Consider the following 19,973-nt stretch of genomic DNA (forward strand, 5'->3'; position numbering starts at 1 on the left):
CCCGTGGACCATGGGCTGGCAGCCCAGCTATCAGAGCGAGGGACGGATCTACGCCAAGCACATATTGAAGGAAAGGCCGAACGGCAGGATCGCGGTCCTCTACCAGAACGACGATTATGGAAAGGACTATCTCAAGGGCCTGAAGGACGGCCTCGGCGACAAGGCGGCGTCGATGATCGTCATCGAGGATGCCTATGAGGTGGCCGAGCCGACCATCGACACGCACATCGTCAAGATGAAATCGATGAATGCCGATGTATTCGTCGACATAGCCACACCGAAATTCGCGGCGCAGGCCATCAAGAAGACGGCCGAGATCGGCTGGAAACCGCTGCACATCCTCAACTCGGTCGGTTCCTCGCTCGGTGCCGTGATCCAGCCCGCCGGCTTCGAGAACGCGCAAGGCATCATTTCGGTGGCCTACCTGATGGATCCGCTCGATCCGCAATGGAAGGACGACCCCGGCATGAAGGCGTTCGACGAATATCTCTCCAAATATTTCCCCGAGGGCAATCGGGCCGACGGCCTGATTGTGACAGGGTACAATGCCGCCCAGACGCTGGTTCAGGTGTTGAAGCAGTGTGGCGACGATCTCACGCGCGCCAACGTGATGAAACAGGCCGCCAACCTGAAGGCCTTCCGGACCACCAACCTGCTTCCCGGCATCACGATGAACACCAGCCCGATCGATTTCGCGCCGATCAAGCAGATGCAACTCAGACGACTCAAGGGCGAGAGATGGGAGCTGTTCGGGCCGATGCTCAGCGCGGAAGTGGGCGGTTAGCGCGATCTGTAGGATGGGTAGAGCGCAGCGAAATCCATCACCCTCGCCCCTTTGCACAGGCGATGGGTTTCGCTTCGCTCTACCCATCCTACAGGGGCCGAACTACACCCGGAACAGCTTCGCGTACTTCGCCTTGATCTCCTCGCTCTGCACCTGCACCTGGGCCGGATCGGCTTTCAGCATCTTCAGTTTGTCGAGCGGCACGTGCCCGGCCTTCTCCTTCACCTTGGCGTGGAACGAACGGTGCGCGAATTCGTCGGCCAGCATCTGCTGGGTCTCGGCGCTGAAAAAATAGCTCTGGAACAGCCGCGCGGCATTCGGGTTCGGCGCGTTCTTGAAGATGCCGCTGGGGACGATGATCAGCGGCGCGCCTTCGGTTGGATAGACCACCTCGACCGGCTTGCCCTGATCCTTGGCCAGCACGAGGTTATAGTCGTTGCCGTCGGCCATCACCGCGCGCTCGCCGAGCAGGATCTTCTTCGGTGGATCGGCCGCCGACTGCACCTGCATCACCCGCTGCTGCGAAAGCTTCTCCAGATACGGCCAGCCGAGATCGCGCGCCAGCACGAAGGTCGCGGTCATGATCGCGCCGGAGTAGCTCGGGTGGCCCTTGACGATCTTGCCGCGCCACTTGGGATCGAGCAGATCGGCGTAGCTCTTCGGCGCCTCCTCGCGCTTCACCTGGTCGGTGTTGTAGCCGATCACCTCGAACCAGGCGCAGGATGTCGCCGAGGTGCCGTCGGGATCGATCTGGTCGGCCGGAAAATGCCTGGCGACGTCTTCCGGGACATAGGCCGCGAGCCAGTCGTTCTTCTTCCAGTCGAGGTAGTGCGCCGGATCGGTCGAATTGGCGACATCGACGGCGTTGATGCCGCTGCCCTGCTCCTGCGCGATGCGTTGGAAGATGCGCTCCGCGCCGGAGCGCTCGACACGGACGCTGATTCCGGGATATTTCTGCTCGAAGTCACGCGCGAGACGCTCGGCCGTGTTCAGTTCCAGCGCGCTGTAGAACGAGATCTTGCCTTCCTTCTTGGCGGCTGCGATCAGCTCCGGCGTCACCGCTTCCGCCGGCGGCGCCGCCGCGCGCAGCGGCTCCGCGAACACCATGCCGGCGGCGGTGGCCGTCGTCACCTTGAGCCAGTCGCGCCTCGACCATTTGCGGTCCTGCATTCCATACTCCCTGAAATCGGGCCGTTGACCGGCCGCGCCTTTGTCGCGGGAGCTTAGCGCGTAGGATGGGTAGAGCGAAGCGAAACCCATCAAATGGCGGCCGCATCGGGGATGACGGATTTCGTGCAGTTTATCATCGGGCCGTGCGTTGCGGACCCGGTGGCATCCAGGCCACGCCGCGGTCTACGTCTTCCCCGGCGGATTCTCGCGCAGGAAGCGCTCGAGATCGGGCTGCACGGAATAAGGCTGTGGAACCGGATCGCCCTGAAAGTCGACCTGAAGATCAAGGCAGCGCCGCAGCATCCGCGCCAGCTCGCCGCGCCGATAGGGCTTGGTCAGCAGCGGAATGCCGTGCCCGCCACGCCCCTGCTGTGCGGGCAGCACGCCATCGCTGTAGCCCGAGGTGAACAGCACCCGCAGTGCCGGGCGCCCTGCCATCAGTGTCTCCGCCAATTGCCGGCCGTTCATGCTGCCGGGCATCACGATATCGGTGAACAGAAGGTCAAACGCGGTGCCACGTTTGACGATTTCGAGCGCGGCGTCCGCGTTCGCCGCGACCAGCACGTTGTAGCCGAGGCTTTCGAGCTGGCCCGTGACATAGTCCCGGATCGTAGGGTCGTCTTCCACGCACAGGATCGTCTCGTCGCCGCCCCTGACGGGCGGATCGTCCTCCTCCGCCGCGCGCTGTGCGGTGCCGTCGGCCTTCGGCAGATAGATCCTGAAGATGGTGCCGCGCCCCTGCTCGCTCTTGACCTCGATGCCGCCGCCGCTTTGCTTGACGAAGCCGAACACCATGCTGAGCCCGAGCCCGGCGCCCTGCCCGACCTCCTTGGTGGAAAAGAACGGATCGAAGATCTTCTCCAGATGCGTCGGCGAAATGCCGGTGCCGGTATCGGTCACCTCGATCACGAGATGATCGCCGGCGCGCTCGACGCCGCACGCCACGGCGTCGGGAATCCCGAGCTGGATGTTGCGGGTCGCAAAGCTCAGCGTGCCGCCGTCAGGCATGGCATCGCGCGCATTGATGGCGAGATTGACCAGCGCGGCACCAAGCTGGCTGCGGTCGACGAAGGCGAGCCAGGCGTTGCGGCCGAGCTCCGTCCTGATCTCGGTCTGCGATCCCAGCGTCTGCGACAGCAGCCGGACCACCTCGCCGATCAGGTCGTTGACGTCGGTCTCGGCGGGCTGCAGCGGTTGCTTGCGCGCGAATGCCAGGAGGCTCGAGGTGAGCTGCGCGCCGCGATCGGCGGCATCGCTGATCAGCTTGGCGATCGCGGCAAGTTGCGGGTTGTCCTTGACGCCGTCGGCGAGGATCTCGATCGTGCCGGTGATCACGGTCAGCATGTTGTTGAAGTCGTGCGCAATGCCGCCGGTCAGCCGCCCCAGCGATTCCGACCTCTGCGCCTGGATCAACTGCTCCTCGGCGATCCGGCGCTGGCTGACGTCCCTGACAAAGGAATTGATGATCCAGCCATCGCCGCGGCGCAGCGCGTTGAGCGACACCTCGACATAGAACCGGTGACCGTCGCGGTGCAGGCACGCCGTTTCATAGCGCATGCCCATGCCGCCGGCCGCGGTCTCCTGCAGGAAGCGGGTGATCCGCTGCCGGTGCGCGAGGCGCAGCTCCTCCGGAAACACCAGTTCAACCACCCGATAGCCGACCGCCTCGGACCGCGTCCAGCCGGTCAGCGCCTCGGCCTGCGGGCTCCAGTCGAGAATGAAGCCGTCCTGGTCGGTCTGGACGAAGGCGTCGAGCGCGGTCCTGACGATGGCCTGCGCCATCTGCTCGCTCTCGACCAGCGCCTGGTGTGCCCGCCGCTGCGCGGTGACGTCGTGCAGCACGGCGACCGCGCCCCGCAGATTGCCGGTATCGTCGCGCAGCGGCCGTGCGTTGACGACAAGACAGACGGCCGGTTGCGGCGGTTGCGGTTTGACGATCAGCTCGAAATCGTCGACGTCATCGCCGCGCAGCGCACGCGCCATCGGCGTGTCCGGGATCGGCATCACGGTGATGCCGTCGGCATAATAGTTCTGGAAGGTGCGAACGCCGGTCAGGGTATCAAAACCGGGTTCGACGCTGTACAGCCGCCGCGCCGCGGCGTTGACGATCACGATCATCCCGTGCTCGTCGGCGACCACCACCGGATCGCGGATGCTCTCGACGGTCTTCTCCAGCAGGTGCTGCCTGCTGCCCAATTGGGCCGACAATTCGGCCAGCGTCGCCGCGAGCTGAGCGGTCTCGCCGTCATCGCTTGAGCCGAGCGAGACCTGCTGGCCGCGCGACAGCGCCTCCGCCGCCCGCACCAGCTGGGCGGGCGTCTTGGACAGCGATCTCGCAATCACCTCAGCCGTCATCAATACCACCGCAACCGCGCCACCCGCGAGCAGAATGCCCGGCCAGGTCACGCCATGGATGAAGCCCAGCGCGAGCAGGAGCGCGGCGACGGGAAACATCATCCCCATCGCCAGGCGGCCCGACAAATTCATCCCGACCAACCCCTCGTGTCGGCTGCACCGAAAATGGAAAAGGAAAAACAGTATTCGGAAAAGGGGTCGTCGGCGCCGGAGCAAATATCCCTGTTGCTTAGCCGAGTCCGGCGCGGCAATCCGCCACTTTCGTATCCGTATTAGTACGGAGAAAGACCGATTCCGGCGCGCGCTCGATACCGGAAGAACAGCTGCGACCTGTCGACCAGCGGGACTTTCTCGCCAGCAGCGCAACTCAACATACCGAGAATGCGCGTGAGGGCCCCGGGGTACATGTCTGGCGCCACGGTCAGGCACCGGCGGCCGAAGGCGCCTTGCAGGATGCCGACATGGTCCCTTGCCGAACATGGAACGCTCCGCATCCCCGCGTTTCCGGGTCCAGCCCGCCCCTCTCCGTCGCTTGGTGACGCTCTCAACGCCGACTAACGATACCTCGACGTAATGTGCCTCGGCTCCGAGAGGCTTCCGATGTTCGCGCTCGATAGCGTGAGGCGGCCGAACGGCACCCCGATCCACGAGCTCCAGCGCTCCATGGCAAGCGGTGTTCCCGATTGCGGACGAACGATATCTCGGTCAAAATCGTCGGGACAGTTCAGGAAGGGTGAGCTGATAAAAGAAAGACGATGTGACGTACAGGCCGCATCCTCATCCCTGGGAAGCTTAAGCTGCAAATACCCATCCGGGTCCCGTTGAATGTTAGCGCGCCGAGGAGCGGATCTGCTCTCAAGGCGGGTGACCTTGCATTTGATACGGAGCACAAAATGCATTCCATCCTGGATGACAGGGGCGCGGAAGGGCGGCTCGCGAGCTTGGAAGAGCAGCTTTCGAACCTCGCGCGCGAAGCGGGAGTCACTCCTTCCAACCCGCCGACCACCATGAAGGCGTTTCGCGCGCCGCTAGCGACGGTTCATCGATTGGTGGATTGGCGCCACCTGGCTGTTGTCGGTACTGTGTTGGCAGCATGCATTGGTGGCGCTGCTTGGTGGTGGTCGTCACCCGTTGATACGGCGATGGTGGCCTCCTCCGGCCCCCCATCGCCTCCTGCGCAAACCCCGCCGAAAGACGCCGCGCCGAAAGACGTTGCGCCGGCTGCTGCGGCACTTTCTTCCGACTTGGCGCAGCAGCTTCAACCGATGGCGCGCGATCTCGCTGCCTTAAGGCAAGCGGTCGAACAGCTTGAGGTGAGGCAGGAACAATTGGTCCGCGACCATAAAAACGTCGCGAGCCAACTCGAGGCGAGCCAAGCAGAAATGGCGCGCAGCAAAGATATCATCGACCAGATCAAGGCGACCCAGGATCAGATGGCGCGCGAAAGCGAGACGGTCACCGAGCGGCTCAACGCAAGCCAGGAACAGCTGGCTGGTGTCATCGCCAACGCCGCAGAACCGAAGGTGAGCCCCGAACAACCAACGGTAACCCCGGAAATACCACTGCCGCGCCCGCGGCCGTCGGCCAATGTTGTCCAGACGCGCAAACCGGCGCCCCCCCCGGCGCGGCCGCACGCCACCGCCAAACCGCAACCGTCGGCATGGCCATGGTCAGTGCGCTAATGCCGTGACGTGCTTGCTTCCTGCGCGCCATCGACGCGGCGACGGCCCCTACCTGCATTTGCGATCAATGAAGCAACACGAAGAGGCCGCTGGCGCTGGTCAGCGGCCTCCTGAACCTGATCTCAAATGAACGTCTTGGTGGTAAAATCTTTGCCTCAGGTCCGCCGTTATTAGACTGGGAATTCGCCACACAGTGAAGTCCCAACAGGTGCGATGCTCGACGGAACTCTTGTGACGTTGCGGGGACAACACACTTTGCGTCGTGACGCCCTGATTTCGGGACGATCTACTCGCCTGCCGCTCGGCTCGCGCGGATTGGCTCAGGAAAGCCCCGCGTCTTTCATGGCTTCCCAAACCGGCGAGACTGGGCTTGTTTGTCACCGTCTTCACAGACGACGCCACACATTCGCTGTCGTCCCTGCCTAGTGCGCAATTGCGCACGGGAGCAGGGACCCATAACCACCGATGGTCATTGTTGAGCAGTGCTGCAACGACGAGTCCCCTCCACTACAACCGCTGCGGAGTATGGGTCCCTGCTTTCGCAGGGACGACAGCGCGCTTTTTGAAGACGACGTCGTGACTAGACGCGCAGGGACGATGGCGGTGAGACCATCCTACGCCGCCCGCCGCCGCTCGCGCAGCGCGTCGCCGAAGGCCTCGAACAGGGCGCGGTTGATCGGATTGCGCTGCGGATCGTATTCGGCGTGCCACTGCACACCCAGCGCAAAACCCGGCGCGTCGGCGATGCGGATCGCCTCGATGGTGCCGTCCTCGGCGATGCCCTCGATCACGACGCGCTTGCCGGGCTCGAGGATGCCCTGGCCGTGCAGCGAATTGACCCGAATGGTCTCCCGGCCGAGGATTCTTGCGAACGCACCGCCCGGCGTCAGTGCGACGTCGTGACGGTCGGCGAACACAACGGTCGGGTCAGGATGGATTTCACCGTTCTCGAGCCGTGGCATCCGGTGGTTCATGCGGCCCGGAATCTCGCGGATCTCCGGATGCAGCGAGCCGCCGAAGGCGACGTTCATCTCCTGCAGGCCGCGGCAGATGCCGAAGATCGGCACGCCGCGCGCGACGCAGGCTTCCGACAGCGCCAGCGCGACGTCGTCGCGATGGATGTCGTAAGGCTCGTGCGCGGCACACGGTTCGGTGTTGAAGCGCGTCGGATGAACATTGGCGCGGGCTCCGGTCAGCACCACGCCGTCAACCACGTCGAGCAAGGCGCCGACCTCGGTGATTTCGGGGCTGCCCGCGAACATCAGCGGCACCGCGCCCGACACCTCGGCAACCGCACGAAGGTTGCGCTCCCCGACCATCTGGACTGTGAAACGATTTTCGATGCGATGGGCGTTTCCGATCACGCCGACCACGGGCCGTCTCATTATTGAAGTCTCGCGCAATGATTCTTCTAAGTTTGCGACGTTGCGGAGACGATCATGCCTTCGAGTTCCGGCCGGATCAACTGTCTATATCTGCACAGGGGGCCTTGCAGTCCTGCACAGATTCGCGCCCCTCGGGACCCAGAGCCGGCCAGATGCCCACCAATCGCGCCCGGCGCCGCGGCGCGTCAGCGGCAAACCGGCACGCTCCCGCCAGCTTGATCCCGGCGGGATTTTCGCCAAAGACTGCTTCGGACCGTCGCGAAGGGGGAATCACCCGTGACAGACTCGGCTGACAATCGCCTGCAGGCCCGCAACGACTTGGCATGGGCGATCGCCGTCGGCGGCATCGGCGTGGTGCTGTTCGCAGCCCTGCTGACCTTCGCCTGGCATTTCGCCGCGACCCTGTTCCTGCTGTTCGCGGGCATGCTGCTCGGGGTTGCCCTCAATGCCATGACCACCCTGCTCGGCCGGCTGACCAAGCTGCCCCACGCGCTGCGGCTTGCGATCGTCTGCCTGGCGATGGCCGGGCTGCTGTCCGGCATTGTGTTCCTCGGCGGCACCACGATCGCGCAGCAGGCCACGGTGTTGAGCAACACGATCAAATCACAGCTCGGCAGCGTCAAGGACTTCCTCGAGCAGCACGGGGTCGACACCAGCTATCTCGATTTCACAAATGCCGCCGGCGAGGCGAAGGGCGAAGGCAGCGCCGTCACGACAACGACGACGATACCCGCGCCGTCCCAGTCCCATGGCATCCCCGGCGCCGGCGCGCTGGCCTCAAGCGGCGGCGCCATCATCAGCCAGACGCTAAAGGTGCTGCTCGGCACCGTCAGCGTCGTCGGCAACTTCTTCATCGTGCTGTTCCTCGGGCTCGCCTTTGCGGCCCAGCCAAGCATCTACCGCGCCGGGCTGTTGTTCATCGCGCCGGCGAAGTACCGCGCGCAGTCGACGGTCATCGTCGACCGCATCGGCGAGACGCTGGAGCGCTGGCTGATCGCGCAGATCATCACGATGACGGCGGTGTTCCTCGTCACCTGGATCGGGCTTGCCATCATCGGCATTCCGAGCTCGTTCATCCTCGGCATCCAGGCCGGCCTGCTCGCCTTCATCCCGACGGTCGGCGCGATCCTCGGCGGGCTGATCGTGGTGCTGGCGAGCCTTGCGACCGGATGGATCGCGGCGCTCTCGGCCTTCATCCTGTTCCTCGGCGTCCACGCGCTGGAAAGCTACGTGCTGACGCCGATCATCCAGCGCCAGGCGCTCGACATCCCGCCGGCCACGCTGTTCGCGTTCCAGATCCTGCTCGGCGTCGTGTTCGGTATCTGGGGGCTGGCGCTGGCGCTGCCGCTGATGGCAATCGCCAAGGTGATGATCGACCACTTCAAGACGGAGGATCCGGCGCGGGCCGCGTGACGTCAGGAGAGCAGCAGCACCGTTCCCGCGACCATCAGCATCACGCCGGCCAGCATCACCACCGGCCAGCGACTCTTCGGCGGCTGGTATCGCCCCTGCGCGCGCCGTTCGGCGATCAGCGCGGTCTCGTATTCATGGGAGTCCGAGAACAGGCAGGCGAAACCGCTGCGCGCCGAAACCGCATCGGCTTCGAGCGACATCAGGGCTGACTGCGGATTACGGGTGCGGATCGACTCCATGCCCGAAAGCATGGGATTGAATGGTTAACCGCTCGTTACCGCGCTCATGCCCGGACGCTCGCCGGCTTTTGTCGCGCCGAAGCCGGCAGGCCCGCGGTCTTGCGCCGCCAGTTCTCCAGCGAGAGCGGCAATTCCTCCGCCGCCTCGACGCGGTTGCGGCCGCCGCGCTTGGCCTGGTAGAGCGCGGTGTCTGCCGAGGCCAACAGCACCTCGAGCTCGGTCCCGGCGGGGCCGCCGGCGACGCCGATGCTGACCGTGGTGTCGACCGCGCCTTCCTCGCAGGTGATGTTGCTGTTCTCGAAGGCTTCGCGCACGCGCTCGGCGACCAGCACACCCTCCTCCAGCGAGCACGGCAGCAGCGCCGCGAATTCCTCGCCGCCGATCCGGCCCGACAGATCGCTGATCCTGAGACTGTTGACCACGACAGCGGAGAACAGCTTCAGGATCTCGTCACCGGCGGGATGGCCGAAGCGGTCGTTGATCGACTTGAAGTGATCGATGTCGAAGATCATCACGGTGACCGGCCGGCCGGCAATGGACTCGCGCTCGATCACCCGGGCGCAGGCCTCGGTGAAGCCGCGGCGGTTGAGCATGCCGCTCAGGGGATCGATCGACGCAGCCGTCTTGTGCACGGCCACCGCGCGGTCCGACACCATCATGAAGATCACGAACACCGTGCCGATCGCGTACAGCACGAGCTCGATCGAAAACAGCGTGACCCAAAAGCTGGAGACGAAATTCTGGCCGTTCAATCGCAGCAGGTCGCCGACCAGGATCGGCAGCATCAGGACGCAACCGTGCGCGACCGGAATGACGATCGCAAGCCAGCGCCGCTGCATCGCGCGGCGGCGCTCGCTCCACAGCTCGGAGGCGGTCAGCGCGGCGTAGATCGCGACGATCCCGGCGCCGATCGTCAGGCGCATCGCGGGATCCTCAACCGTCGTCACCGCCCCGATCCATGCGATCGGGCCGAGCACGAGGCCCAGCAAATTGGCCTTGCGGCCGTGGAAAATGCGCGCGGCATTCCAGACCAGGCCGCAGGCGGCGAAACCGATCGCATTGAGGCCCAGCAGAACCATCGGATCAAGCGTCGAACTGCCGACCGTCCAGACCGCGACCGAGGCTGCGCCGAGCAGATAGGCGGTGCCCCACCATTTCAGCGCGGAAATGTTCTCCTGCCTGCCGAACAACCACAGCATGGCGCCGAGCATGCCCGCGACCATGGTGGCGAACAAATAAAGTGTCGATGGATCGAACGACATAAACTCACCCCAGCCCGGTGATGCAACGTTCGCAGGCGCAAATAAATACGGTGATGCAGCGCCACTGCGAGCCCGCAAGCTAGAAGGTGCGAGTTCCAATTTCGTTTGCACGCACACGCAAGTTTTCATGAAAAACTGCGCTAATTCGCGCCGAAGCGCGGCCGGTCGGACGCAGCAAAAAGGGCGCCTCGCGGCGCCCTCTGCAACTCGATGCCTGCGGCAATTGCCGCGAATTTTAGAACTCGAATTAGCGCTTCGAGAACTGGAAGGACTTGCGGGCCTTCGCCTTGCCGTACTTCTTGCGCTCGACCGAGCGGCTGTCGCGGGTCAGGAAGCCGCCCTTCTTGAGGACGCCGCGCAGCTCAGGCTCGAAGTTGGTCAGCGCCTTCGAGATGCCGTGCCGAACAGCACCGGCCTGGCCGGAGAGACCGCCGCCGGCGACGGTGCAGATCACGTCGTACTGGCCGTTACGGGCCGCAGCGACCAGCGGCTGCTGGATCATCATGCGCAGCACCGGGCGGGCGAAGTAGACTTCGAACTCGCGGGTGTTGACCGAGATCTTGCCGGAGCCGGGCTTGACCCAGACGCGGGCGACCGCGTCCTTGCGCTTGCCGGTGGCGTAGGCGCGATTGTATTTGTCGACCTTCTTGACGTATTTCGGCGCGTCGGGCGCGGCCGGCTTGACCTGCGAGAGCTGGTCGAGGGACTGCAACGTATCGGACATTATGCGGCCCTCGTGTTCTTGCGATTCAGGGAAGCGATATCGACCTTCTCGGGGCTCTGCGCTTCATGCGGATGATCGGCACCCGGATAGACGCGCAGATTGCCCATCTGCATGCGGCCGAGCGGACCGCGCGGGATCATGCGCTCGATCGCCTTCTCGACGACGCGCTCGGGGAAGCGACCCTCGAGGATCTGCTTCGCGGTGCGCTCCTTGATGCCACCGATGAAGCCGGTGTGCTTGTAGTAGGTCTTCTGGTCGCGCTTGCGACCGGTCAGCACCACATGCGCGGCGTTGACGATGATGACGTTGTCGCCGCAATCGACATGCGGCGTGTAGGTGGGCAGGTGTTTGCCGCGCAGGCGCATCGCGACGAGGGTGGCGAGACGACCGACGACCAGACCCTTGGCGTCGATCACGACCCACTTCTTCGTCACTTCGGCGGGCTTGGCCGAGAACGTGCTCATGTGTGAAATCCGTGAAAAGGAAATCGGCGCCGTATGCGCCGAACTGGGCTGCTTTCTAGAGAAGCCGCGATCGCGCGTCAACGCCGACGCGCTCGATTTACATCAGCGAAAACAATGGCTTGTAAATATGGTGCAATAATACCGCAGAAAAGCCTATTGATTCGGAATGGAATAGGTCGCCGTGACATGGGCAATGGGATCGGGAGACGAGCCGGACAGCAGGTTGACCTCGCCGACCGCGAGCCGCTTGCCGAGCTTGAGCAGCCTCGCCACCGCAAGTACGTCCTGCCCCGGCTGGCCCTTGCGCAGGAAGTTGATGTTGAGGTTGGTGGTCACGGCAAGGCCGACCGGCCCGATTGCCGACAGCAGCACCACGTACATCGCGAAATCCGCCAGGCCCATCAGGGTCGGCCCCGACACCGTACCGCCCGGCCGCAGCATGCGCTCGCTGAAGCGCTGGCGCAGCAGGGCCGTCTCGCCGTCGGCGCTTTCGATCCGGACATCGTCGTGGACGAAAGCCTGCGGGAATTCCCTCCGCAGGAACTCCTCCACGTCAGCCACGCTCATTTTCGCAGTCGCCATGCCGTCCCTGCCCTCGCTTCAGCCTGCCTGTTACATTAAGTTGTCACAGAGACCAAAGTGGAATTTTCAGCATGTCCGCCCAAGCCGCCCGCGCCGAAGCGCCGCAACGCCAGCCGATCCTGCTGCGCGAGACCATCGGCAGCATCGCGCTACTGACGCTCAATCGGCCCGGAGCGCGCAACAGCCTCTCCGAGGGCCTGATCGCCGAGTTGCACGCCGCACTGAACGATGTCGGCGGCGACAAGCGCATCCGCGCCGTCGTGCTCGCCGCCAACGGCCCGGCGTTCTGCGCCGGCCACGACCTCAAGGAGCTTACCGCGCGCCGCAGCGATGCCGACCGCGGCCGCGCCTATTTCGCCCAAATCATGAACGCCTGCAGCGCGATGATGCAGGCCATCGTGCGCCTGCCGAAGCCGGTGGTCGCATCCGTCCAGGGCATCGCCACCGCGGCCGGCTGCCAGCTGGTCGCAAGCTGCGACCTCGCGGTCGCCTCCGACGCGGCGGCGTTTGCGACGCCGGGCGTCGACATCGGGCTGTTCTGCTCGACGCCGATGGTGGCGCTGTCGCGCAACGTGCCGCGCAAGCAGGCCATGGAGATGCTGCTGACCGGAGAGCCGGTCTCGGCGGCAACGGCGCAGAGCATCGGCCTCGTCAACCGCGTGGTATCCGCGGGCACCGAACGCGACGCCGCGATCGCGCTGGCCGAGAAGGTCGCGCTGAAATCGGCCTACACCGTCAAGCTCGGTAAGGAAGCGTTCTATCGCCAGGCCGAGATGACCCTCGCCGACGCCTATCGCTTCGCCGCCGAGGTGATGACCGAAAACATGATGGCGCGCGACGCCGAGGAAGGTATCGGCGCCTTCATCGAGAAGCGCGATCCGAAGTGGCAAGACAAGTAAGATCGAAATGAATCACGACGCCTACGACGACAATTACATCCGCAGCATTCTGAACAACGTCAAGACCATCGCGATGGTCGGCGCGTCGCCGGTCAATGTGCGGCCGAGCTATTTCGCATTCAAATATCTGGCGCAGCGCGGCTACGACATGATCCCGGTCAACCCCGGCCATGTCGGCAAGACGCTGATGGGCAAGCCGTTCGTCGCCTCGCTTGCGGACATCGATCGGCCGATCGACATGATCGACATCTTCCGCAATTCAAGCCACATCATGCCCGTGGTCGAGGAGGCGCTGAAATTGTCGACGCCGCCGAAGGTGATCTGGATGCAGCTTGGCGCGCGCGACGACGCCGCGGCCGAGAAGGCGGAAGCCGCGGGCCTCAAGGTGGTGATGAACCGCTGCCCGAAGATCGAGTATGGCCGGCTGTCGTCGGAGATCTCGTGGATGGGCGTCAACTCGCGCACGCTGAGTTCCAAGCGTGCGCCGATCCCGACGCAGGGCATGCGGCTGTCGCTCAATCGCACGAGCTTCGGCGGCGGACAGACCGCGGCATCCGACCGCGCGGCAAAGAACAAGACCGAGACGACCTGACATCGCGGCGGAATAATCGCTGCGATCATCCGGTATAGCGCGGGATGCCCCTCCAGAAACTGGCGGCGTGCCCAACTCGCTTGACGGCGGGCGCCGGCGCCATCAGCATGCCGCGCGTTTCGACCAGGCCACAACAGGATACAAAGAATGACCGATCGCCTTCCGGGATTTTCCACCCTCGCCGTGCACGCCGGCGCGCAGCCTGATCCCACCACCGGCGCGCGGGCGACGCCGATCTACCAGACCACGTCATTCGTCTTCAACGACGCCGACCACGCGGCCTCGCTGTTCGGCCTGCAGGCATTCGGCAACATCTATACCCGCATCGGCAACCCGACCAATGCCGTGCTCGAGGAACGTGTCGCAGCCCTCGAAGGCGGCACCGCGGCGCTCGCCGTCGCTTCCGGTCACGCAGCGCAGGTCGTCGTGCTGCAGCAGCTGTTGAAGCCCGGCGATGAGATCATCGCGGCACGCAAGCTCTATGGCGGCTCGATCAACCAGTTCACCCACGCCTTCAAGGCGTTCGGCTGGAATGTGGCCTGGGCCGACCCCGATGAGATCGAAAGCTTCGAGCGCGCGGTGACGCCGCACACCAAGGCGATCTTCATCGAGTCGATCGCCAACCCGGCCGGCAGCATCACCGATATCGAGGCGATCGCCGCCGTTGCGCGCAAGGCCGGCGTGCCGCTAATCGTCGACAACACGCTGGCCTCGCCCTATCTGATCAAGCCGATCGATCATGGCGCCGACATCGTCGTGCACTCCCTGACCAAGTTCCTCGGCGGTCACGGCAACTCGCTCGGCGGCATCATCGTCGACGCCGGCACCTTCGACTGGTCGAAGGACAACAAATATCCGATGCTGAGCGAGCCGCGCCCGGAATATCATGGCATCAGGCTCCAGGAGACCTTCGGCAATTTCGCCTTCGCGATCGCCTGCCGCGTGCTCGGCCTGCGCGACCTCGGCCCCGCACTGTCGCCGTTCAACGCCTTCATGATCCTGACCGGCATCGAGACGCTGCCGCTGCGCATGCAGAAGCACTGCGACAACGCCAAGGCGGTGGCGGAATTCCTCTCCACCCACCCCGCGGTCTCAGCGGTGAATTATGCCGGCCTGCCCGGCGACAGGTACAACGCGCTGCAGCGCAAATATTCGCCGAAGGGCGCCGGGGCGGTGTTCACCTTCAGCCTCAAGGGCGGCTACGACGCCGGCGTCAATCTGGTGTCGAACCTGAAGCTGTTCTCGCATCTCGCCAATGTCGGCGACACCCGCTCGCTGGTGATCCATCCGGCCTCCACCACCCACAGCCAACTCGACGACGCCGCCAAGGTGAGGTCGGGCGCGGCGCCCGAGGTGGTGCGGCTTTCGATCGGCATCGAGGACAAGGAAGACCTGATCGCCGACCTCGACCAGGCCCTGCGCGCCTGATCCCGCAATTGTTCCGGAGCGGTGCGCCGCATCGCTCCGGCAACTTTGCCCAAAGCGACCGGCCTCCCGTTAACGCTTAATACCGACGGGCCTCTCGTTAACGTTCAATCCGGCTTAAAGTGGCAGTGATAGGCTCCGGATGATTCGGGAGACCATTGATGCTGCGCTGGACATTGCCGCTCGCGATCGCATTGTTTGCGATCCCGCCTGCTGACGCCGCCGACGGCCCGGCCGTCGCCAAGAGCGCGACCGTCAAGGCCGCGCGCCAGCTGCCGGCGGGCCTGCCGCGGCAGCATTACGCCTACCGCACCACCATCACATCGCCGACCTATGTCCGACGCGGACGCCAGCTCGTGGTCGTCGAGCCCGTGGTGATCCCGCTCAATACCGAGCCGTATATCCCGTTCGTGCCCGGCGAACCGCTGCTGCCGGGGTCGTCGTCACTGCCCGGCTATTACGGCAACTGGCACTCCTACAACTATTTCGGCCCGTACTACGGCGGCGCCTATGTGACCTATTGGGACCGCCTGCCCTACGCCTGCGGCGTCTACGGCTACTGCTAGCGCGGACCGATCGCGTGGCCAGATCGCCGCAGAAATCCAGCGCACCGGCTTCGGGGAACGCGGTGACCGCCGATCTCGTCGCGGTGCTGGTCGCCGTCACCGAGGGCACGCCGAAGATCATGACCATCGCCGGCGGCTCCGCGCTGCCGAGCGGCCCGTTCGAGTTCACCCATCGCTCGCTGCAAACCGCGCTGCGGGCCTGGGTCGAAGCGCAGACCGGCCACCCGCTCGGCTATGTCGAGCAGCTCTACACCTTTGCCGACCGCGGCCGCTCCGGCGACACCAAGGTGCCGCACAGCGTCTCGATCAGCTATCTCGGCCTGACCCGCGAGGATCGTGTCGGCGAAGGCTTCGAGGCGCACTGGTCCGGCTGGTACGACTACTTCCCCTGGGAGGATCATCGCGCCGGCGCGCCGGCCTTCCTGGCCAAGACGATCGCGCCGAAGCTCAAAACGTGGGCGAAGGCGGCGCCGTCACCAACGCTGCAACGCGAGCGCTGGCAGCGCTGCGCCATCACCTTTGGCCTCGATGATCGCGACTGGAACGAGGAACTGGTGCTGCAGCGCTATGAGCTGCTCTACGAGGCCGCTCTGATCCCGGAAGCCGGGCGCGGGCATGGCCGCGAGGCGCCGGTCGTGCCGGGCAAGCCGATGACGGCGGATCACCGCCGCATTCTCGCGACCGGGATCGCGCGGCTGCGCGCCAAGATCAAATACCGTCCGGTGGTATTCGAGCTTATGCCGGCCGAGTTCACCCTGCTGCAACTGCAACGCAGTGTTGAGGCACTCGCAGGCCGGCTGGTCCACAAGCAGAACTTCCGCCGGCTGATCGAGCAGCAGGAACTCGTTGAAGAGACTGGCGCAATGGCCGCCGATACCGTCGGCCGGCCGGCCAAGCTATTCCGCTTCCGCCATGCCGTGCTGGCCGAGCGGGCCGTCGCTGGCACCAAGCTCCCGCTTTCGCGCACTTGACACGCCTTATGCTCAGGATAAGTATAAGCCATCTTATGCTCACGGAGAGTATAAATGGTTGCACTCGATACCGATCTGCTCACCCGCACCGCGCCGCTTTATGAGCGCGTCAAGCGCGTCATCCCGCCGTTCGAATGGGCCACATTCGCCGAGGACGTCGATGCGATCCTCACGCTGAAACGCCGCCGCAATGCGGTGGTGCTGGCGCACAATTATCAGACGCCAGAGATCTTCCACGGCGTTGCCGACATCGTCGGCGACAGCCTGTTGCTCGCGCGCGAAGCGACCAAGGTCGACGCCGATGTCATCGTGCTCGCGGGCGTGCATTTCATGGCCGAGACGGCGAAGCTGCTCAATCCGGCCAAGACCGTGCTGATCCCCGACCTCAAGGCCGGCTGCTCGCTGGCGGATTCCATCACGGCGCAGGACGTGCGGCTGATGCGGGCGCGCTACCCGGACGCACCGGTCGTCGCCTACGTCAACACCTCGACCGCGGTGAAGGCCGAATCCGACATCTGCTGCACGTCAGGCAATGCGCTGAAGGTGGTTGAATCGCTGGGCGCCGAGCGCGTCATCATGCTCCCTGATGAATATCTGGCGCAGAACATCGCCAAGCAAACCAGCAAGAAGATCATCGCCTGGAAGGGTCACTGCGAGGTGCACGAGCTGTTCACCGCCGATGACGTGCGTCAGCTCCGCGAGGATCATCCCGATATCACAATCCTGGCGCATCCGGAATGCCCGCCCGAGGTGGTCGCCGAAGCGGACTTTGCCGGGTCGACGGCTGCGATGCAGTCGTTCGTCGAGACCAAACGTCCGCCGCGCGTCGTGCTGCTGACGGAATGCTCGATGAGCGACAACATCGCCGCACTAAATCCCGGTGTCGACTTCGTCCGCCCCTGCAATCTCTGTCCGCACATGAAGCGGATCACGCTGAAGAACATCCGCCACGCGCTGGAGACCAACCAGCACGAGGTCACCATCGACCCGGCGATCGCCGATCGCGCGCGCAAGAGCGTCGAAAGGATGCTGGCGATATGAGCACCGATATCTCCGCTCTCAGCGGCCGCCCGGTAATCATCGGCGGCGGCGCCGCCGGGCTGATGACCGCGCTTCAGCTCGCGCCCGAGCCGGTCGTCCTGCTGTCGAAATCGCCGCTCGGCGCGGAGGCTTCCAGCATGTGGGCACAGGGCGGCCTTGCCGCGCCGGTCGGCGCCGATGACAGCCCTGCCCTGCATCTCGCCGATACGCTCGCGGCCGGCGCCGGCCTTTGCGACGCGGCCGCCGCGAGCCGGATAGTCCATGCCGCGCCCGCCGCCGTCGAACAGCTGGCGAGGCGAGGCGTCGCCTTCGACCGGCACGCCGACGGCAGCTGGCGCCTCGGGCTCGAGGCCGCACACCGCCGCAACCGCATCGTGCACGCCACCGGCGACGGCACCGGCCGGGAGATCATGCGCGCGCTGATCGCGGCGGTCCGACAGACGCCGTCGATCACGCTGCTGGAAGGCGTCGAGGCGCGCCGGCTGATCGTCGAGGACAATGCGGTCAGGGGCGTGCTTGCAGCCAGCCCAAGTGGCGCGTTGACGATCGCGACCAACCGCGTCGTGATCTCGACCGGCGGCATCGGCGGGCTGTTCGCCGACAGCACCAATCCCGGCGGATGTTTCGGCCAGGGGCTCGCGCTCGCCGCACATGCCGGCGCGAAACTGTCGGACATCGAGTTCGTCCAGTTTCATCCGACCGCGTTCGACGGGCCGTCGCGCCCGATGCCACTGTTGACCGAGGCGATCCGCGGCGACGGCGCGATCCTGATCGACGAGACCGGCCAGCGCTTCATGGCCGATCAGCCCGGCGCCGAGCTTGCGCCACGCGACATCGTCGCGCGCGCCGTGTGGCGCCACCGCGCCGCGGGGCATCGCACCTTCCTCGACGCGCGCCAACATCCGGGCGCGGAGTTTGCGCAGCGCTATCCCGTGATCAGCGCGTTCTGCAAGATGGCCGGCATCGATCCCGCCCATGATCCGATCCCGATCCGGCCGGCGGTTCACTACCACATGGGCGGCATCGCGGTTGACGGTTTTGGCCGCAGCACGGTGCAAGGCCTGTGGGCCTGCGGCGAGGCCGCGCGCACCGGGTTGCACGGCGCCAACCGCCTCGCCAGCAACTCGCTGATGGAAGCGATCGTCTGCGCGCGCTGGGTCGCCGAGAGCATCGAAAGCGTCAGCGCAGGCCCGCGGGCAATGCTGCGCGACGACGCCATGCCGCCGGCTTCCGATCCCTCCGCCGTGCGACCGATCCTCACCCAGGGGCTCGGCGTGCTGCGCGACCGCGACGGCATCGCGCGCGCGATCCGTAGCCTCTATCCGCTCGCGCGCGGCCAGAGTGGAGCATCCGACGCAGCGCTGGTCGGATTGATGATCGCGGTTGCCGCGATCAGGCGTGAGGAGAGCCGCGGCGGTCATTTCCGAACCGATTTCCCGCACACCGCCCTGTCTGCGGCGCCCTCTTCCCTCACCCGTGCGGAAGCGCTCGCCGCCGCGCACGACATCGTTGAATCCGAGCTACCAGCCAGGAGTGCCCGCTCATGACCCTCAATCCCCTGTTGCCGCTTCTATACGAACCGATCGTGCAGACCGCCTTGCGCGAGGACCTCGGCCGCGCCGGCGACATTACGGCGGACGCGATCGTGCCGGCCGGCCAGCAGGCCCGGCTGGTGATGCGGGCGCGGCAGCCCGGCGTGGTCGCTGGGCTCGATGTTGCGCGGTCAGTCTTCCAGACGGTGTCGCCGGCCATCGAGCTGCACGCCGAGCGGCCCGACGGCAGCGCGGTCGAGCCCGACCAGGTGATTGCGATCATCGACGGCCCGGCGCGCAGCCTGCTCACCGCGGAGCGCACCGCGCTCAACTTCCTCTGCCATCTCAGCGGCGTCGCGACCGCAACCGCCACGCTCGTCAAGGCCGTTGCCGGCACCCGCGCGCAGATTGTTTGCATCCGCAAGACCACGCCGGGACTACGGGCACTGGAGAAATATGCGGTGCGCGCCGGCGGCGGCCGCAATCACCGCTTCGGGCTCGACGACGCCATGCTGATCAAGGACAACCACATCGCGCTCGCCGGCGGCATCCGCACCGCGATCGAACGCGCCAAGGCCAATGCCGGCCATCTGGTCAAGATCGAGGTCGAGGTCGACACGCTGTCGCAGCTCGAGGAGGCGCTGGCGCTGGGCGTCGACGCTGTCCTGCTCGACAACATGACGACCGAGCAGCTCACCCAGGCGGTGGCGATGGCGCGCGGCAAGGCGATCACCGAGGCCTCGGGCCGCATCACGGCGGCGACCGCGGCAGCGATTGCCGCCACCGGCGTCGATTTGATCTCGGTCGGCTGGGTCACCCACAGCTCGGCCGCGCTCGATATCGGGCTCGACTATCTGTCCTGATCGATCAAAGAGGTTGATGGATCA

The 19,973-nt window shown here is 65.3% G+C and carries 19 protein-coding genes; 11 read left to right on the forward strand and 8 right to left on the reverse strand.

From position 1 onward, the window contains the following. Positions 1–784 (forward strand): ABC transporter substrate-binding protein (locus tag PMN64_RS08130; protein ID WP_411780332.1); only part of this gene is annotated, 784 nt, incomplete at its 5' end. Between the two features lie 102 nt (positions 785–886). On the opposite strand, the gene PMN64_RS08135 is transcribed toward PMN64_RS08130, so the two are convergent. Next, positions 887–1,954: an ABC transporter substrate-binding protein gene (locus tag PMN64_RS08135; protein ID WP_411780333.1), complete on the reverse strand. Its 1,068-nt coding sequence runs from the start codon at positions 1,952–1,954 to the stop codon at positions 887–889. A 183-nt stretch (positions 1,955–2,137) separates the two neighbouring features. Next, positions 2,138–4,441, reverse strand: a complete 2,304-nt coding sequence (locus PMN64_RS08140) for a PAS domain S-box protein (RefSeq protein ID WP_411780334.1) — start codon at positions 4,439–4,441, stop codon at positions 2,138–2,140. Between the two features lie 761 nt (positions 4,442–5,202). Here PMN64_RS08140 and PMN64_RS08145 point away from each other — a divergent pair. After that, a complete protein-coding gene (locus PMN64_RS08145) occupies positions 5,203–5,991 on the forward strand; it encodes a hypothetical protein (protein ID WP_411780335.1) in 789 nt (262 codons plus the stop codon). 614 nt (positions 5,992–6,605) lie between these two features. Here PMN64_RS08145 and PMN64_RS08150 read toward each other — a convergent pair. Then, on the reverse strand, positions 6,606–7,376 hold the full coding sequence (locus PMN64_RS08150; protein ID WP_411780337.1) for a gamma-glutamyl-gamma-aminobutyrate hydrolase family protein: 771 nt from the start codon (positions 7,374–7,376) through the stop codon (positions 6,606–6,608). A 276-nt stretch (positions 7,377–7,652) separates the two neighbouring features. Between PMN64_RS08150 and PMN64_RS08155 the strand changes: the two genes are divergently transcribed. Beyond that, on the forward strand, positions 7,653–8,789 hold the full coding sequence (locus PMN64_RS08155) for an AI-2E family transporter (protein ID WP_411780338.1): 1,137 nt from the start codon (positions 7,653–7,655) through the stop codon (positions 8,787–8,789). A gap of 2 nt (positions 8,790–8,791) precedes the next feature. Here the strand turns inward: PMN64_RS08155 and PMN64_RS08160 are convergent, their stop codons facing one another. The 5 genes from PMN64_RS08160 to PMN64_RS08180 all read right to left on the reverse strand — a co-directional run bounded on the left by PMN64_RS08160 (position 8,792) and on the right by PMN64_RS08180 (position 12,060). Then, entirely contained in the window at positions 8,792–9,028 is a 237-nt protein-coding gene (locus PMN64_RS08160) for a hypothetical protein (protein WP_304495581.1), read from the reverse strand. Between the two features lie 44 nt (positions 9,029–9,072). Then, positions 9,073–10,290 (reverse strand): GGDEF domain-containing protein, encoded by a 1,218-nt coding sequence (locus PMN64_RS08165; protein WP_057020653.1) that lies wholly within the window; start codon positions 10,288–10,290, stop codon positions 9,073–9,075. Between the two features lie 247 nt (positions 10,291–10,537). After that, a complete protein-coding gene (gene rpsI, locus PMN64_RS08170; RefSeq protein ID WP_028333930.1) occupies positions 10,538–11,014 on the reverse strand; it encodes a 30S ribosomal protein S9 in 477 nt (158 codons plus the stop codon). Beyond that, positions 11,014–11,478, reverse strand: coding sequence for a 50S ribosomal protein L13 (rplM, locus tag PMN64_RS08175; protein WP_016840522.1), 465 nt, complete (start codon positions 11,476–11,478; stop codon positions 11,014–11,016). The genes rpsI and rplM overlap by 1 nt, the downstream gene beginning before the upstream one ends. A 153-nt stretch (positions 11,479–11,631) precedes the next feature. Then, positions 11,632–12,060, reverse strand: coding sequence for a PaaI family thioesterase (locus PMN64_RS08180; protein ID WP_028340177.1), 429 nt, complete (start codon positions 12,058–12,060; stop codon positions 11,632–11,634). A 71-nt stretch (positions 12,061–12,131) separates the two neighbouring features. On the opposite strand from PMN64_RS08180, the gene PMN64_RS08185 reads away from it, so the two are divergent. From PMN64_RS08185 to nadC, 8 genes are all read left to right on the forward strand, one after another. Continuing rightward, entirely contained in the window at positions 12,132–12,959 is an 828-nt protein-coding gene (locus PMN64_RS08185) for an enoyl-CoA hydratase (protein ID WP_304495584.1), read from the forward strand. Between the two features lie 7 nt (positions 12,960–12,966). Further along, positions 12,967–13,551 (forward strand): CoA-binding protein, encoded by a 585-nt coding sequence (locus tag PMN64_RS08190; RefSeq protein WP_057020656.1) that lies wholly within the window; start codon positions 12,967–12,969, stop codon positions 13,549–13,551. 147 nt (positions 13,552–13,698) lie between these two features. After that, positions 13,699–14,979, forward strand: coding sequence for an O-acetylhomoserine aminocarboxypropyltransferase (locus tag PMN64_RS08195; protein ID WP_411780340.1), 1,281 nt, complete (start codon positions 13,699–13,701; stop codon positions 14,977–14,979). 158 nt (positions 14,980–15,137) lie between these two features. Further along, positions 15,138–15,542 (forward strand): hypothetical protein, encoded by a 405-nt coding sequence (locus PMN64_RS08200; protein ID WP_411780341.1) that lies wholly within the window; start codon positions 15,138–15,140, stop codon positions 15,540–15,542. A gap of 119 nt (positions 15,543–15,661) precedes the next feature. Then, complete coding sequence (locus tag PMN64_RS08205) at positions 15,662–16,513, forward strand: NUDIX hydrolase (RefSeq protein ID WP_411780370.1); 852 nt, start codon at positions 15,662–15,664, stop codon at positions 16,511–16,513. 54 nt (positions 16,514–16,567) lie between these two features. Next, on the forward strand, positions 16,568–17,554 hold the full coding sequence (nadA, locus tag PMN64_RS08210) for a quinolinate synthase NadA (RefSeq protein WP_411780342.1): 987 nt from the start codon (positions 16,568–16,570) through the stop codon (positions 17,552–17,554). Further along, complete coding sequence (locus PMN64_RS08215) at positions 17,551–19,101, forward strand: L-aspartate oxidase (RefSeq protein ID WP_411780343.1); 1,551 nt, start codon at positions 17,551–17,553, stop codon at positions 19,099–19,101. The genes nadA and PMN64_RS08215 overlap by 4 nt, the downstream gene beginning before the upstream one ends. Continuing rightward, a complete protein-coding gene (gene nadC / locus PMN64_RS08220) occupies positions 19,098–19,949 on the forward strand; it encodes a carboxylating nicotinate-nucleotide diphosphorylase (RefSeq protein WP_304495590.1) in 852 nt (283 codons plus the stop codon). Before PMN64_RS08215 ends, nadC begins: the two co-directional genes overlap by 4 nt. Positions 19,950–19,973: the final 24 nt, after the last annotated feature.

The sequence above is a fragment of the Bradyrhizobium sp. UFLA01-814 genome (genome assembly GCF_046718885.1).
Classification (GTDB): domain Bacteria; phylum Pseudomonadota; class Alphaproteobacteria; order Rhizobiales; family Xanthobacteraceae; genus Bradyrhizobium; species Bradyrhizobium elkanii.

Bases quoted from the DNA above. Each gene is read 5' to 3' on its own strand.
- PMN64_RS08185 (WP_304495584.1), top strand. From the start codon at position 12,132: ATGTCCGCCCAAGCCGCCCGCGCCGAAGCGCCGCAACGCCAGCCGATC.
- rpsI (WP_028333930.1), bottom strand. From the start codon at position 11,014: ATGTCCGATACGTTGCAGTCCCTCGACCAGCTCTCGCAGGTCAAGCCG.
- PMN64_RS08190 (WP_057020656.1), top strand. From the start codon at position 12,967: ATGAATCACGACGCCTACGACGACAATTACATCCGCAGCATTCTGAAC.
- rplM (WP_016840522.1), bottom strand. From the start codon at position 11,478: ATGAGCACGTTCTCGGCCAAGCCCGCCGAAGTGACGAAGAAGTGGGTC.
- PMN64_RS08200 (WP_411780341.1), top strand. From the start codon at position 15,138: ATGCTGCGCTGGACATTGCCGCTCGCGATCGCATTGTTTGCGATCCCG.
- PMN64_RS08145 (WP_411780335.1), top strand. From the start codon at position 5,203: ATGCATTCCATCCTGGATGACAGGGGCGCGGAAGGGCGGCTCGCGAGC.
- PMN64_RS08180 (WP_028340177.1), bottom strand. From the start codon at position 12,060: ATGGCGACTGCGAAAATGAGCGTGGCTGACGTGGAGGAGTTCCTGCGG.
- PMN64_RS08215 (WP_411780343.1), top strand. From the start codon at position 17,551: ATGAGCACCGATATCTCCGCTCTCAGCGGCCGCCCGGTAATCATCGGC.
- PMN64_RS08165 (WP_057020653.1), bottom strand. From the start codon at position 10,290: ATGTCGTTCGATCCATCGACACTTTATTTGTTCGCCACCATGGTCGCG.
- PMN64_RS08135 (WP_411780333.1), bottom strand. From the start codon at position 1,954: ATGCAGGACCGCAAATGGTCGAGGCGCGACTGGCTCAAGGTGACGACG.
- nadC (WP_304495590.1), top strand. From the start codon at position 19,098: ATGACCCTCAATCCCCTGTTGCCGCTTCTATACGAACCGATCGTGCAG.
- PMN64_RS08160 (WP_304495581.1), bottom strand. From the start codon at position 9,028: ATGGAGTCGATCCGCACCCGTAATCCGCAGTCAGCCCTGATGTCGCTC.
- nadA (WP_411780342.1), top strand. From the start codon at position 16,568: ATGGTTGCACTCGATACCGATCTGCTCACCCGCACCGCGCCGCTTTAT.
- PMN64_RS08205 (WP_411780370.1), top strand. From the start codon at position 15,662: ATGACCATCGCCGGCGGCTCCGCGCTGCCGAGCGGCCCGTTCGAGTTC.
- PMN64_RS08150 (WP_411780337.1), bottom strand. From the start codon at position 7,376: ATGAGACGGCCCGTGGTCGGCGTGATCGGAAACGCCCATCGCATCGAA.
- PMN64_RS08140 (WP_411780334.1), bottom strand. From the start codon at position 4,441: ATGAATTTGTCGGGCCGCCTGGCGATGGGGATGATGTTTCCCGTCGCC.
- PMN64_RS08195 (WP_411780340.1), top strand. From the start codon at position 13,699: ATGACCGATCGCCTTCCGGGATTTTCCACCCTCGCCGTGCACGCCGGC.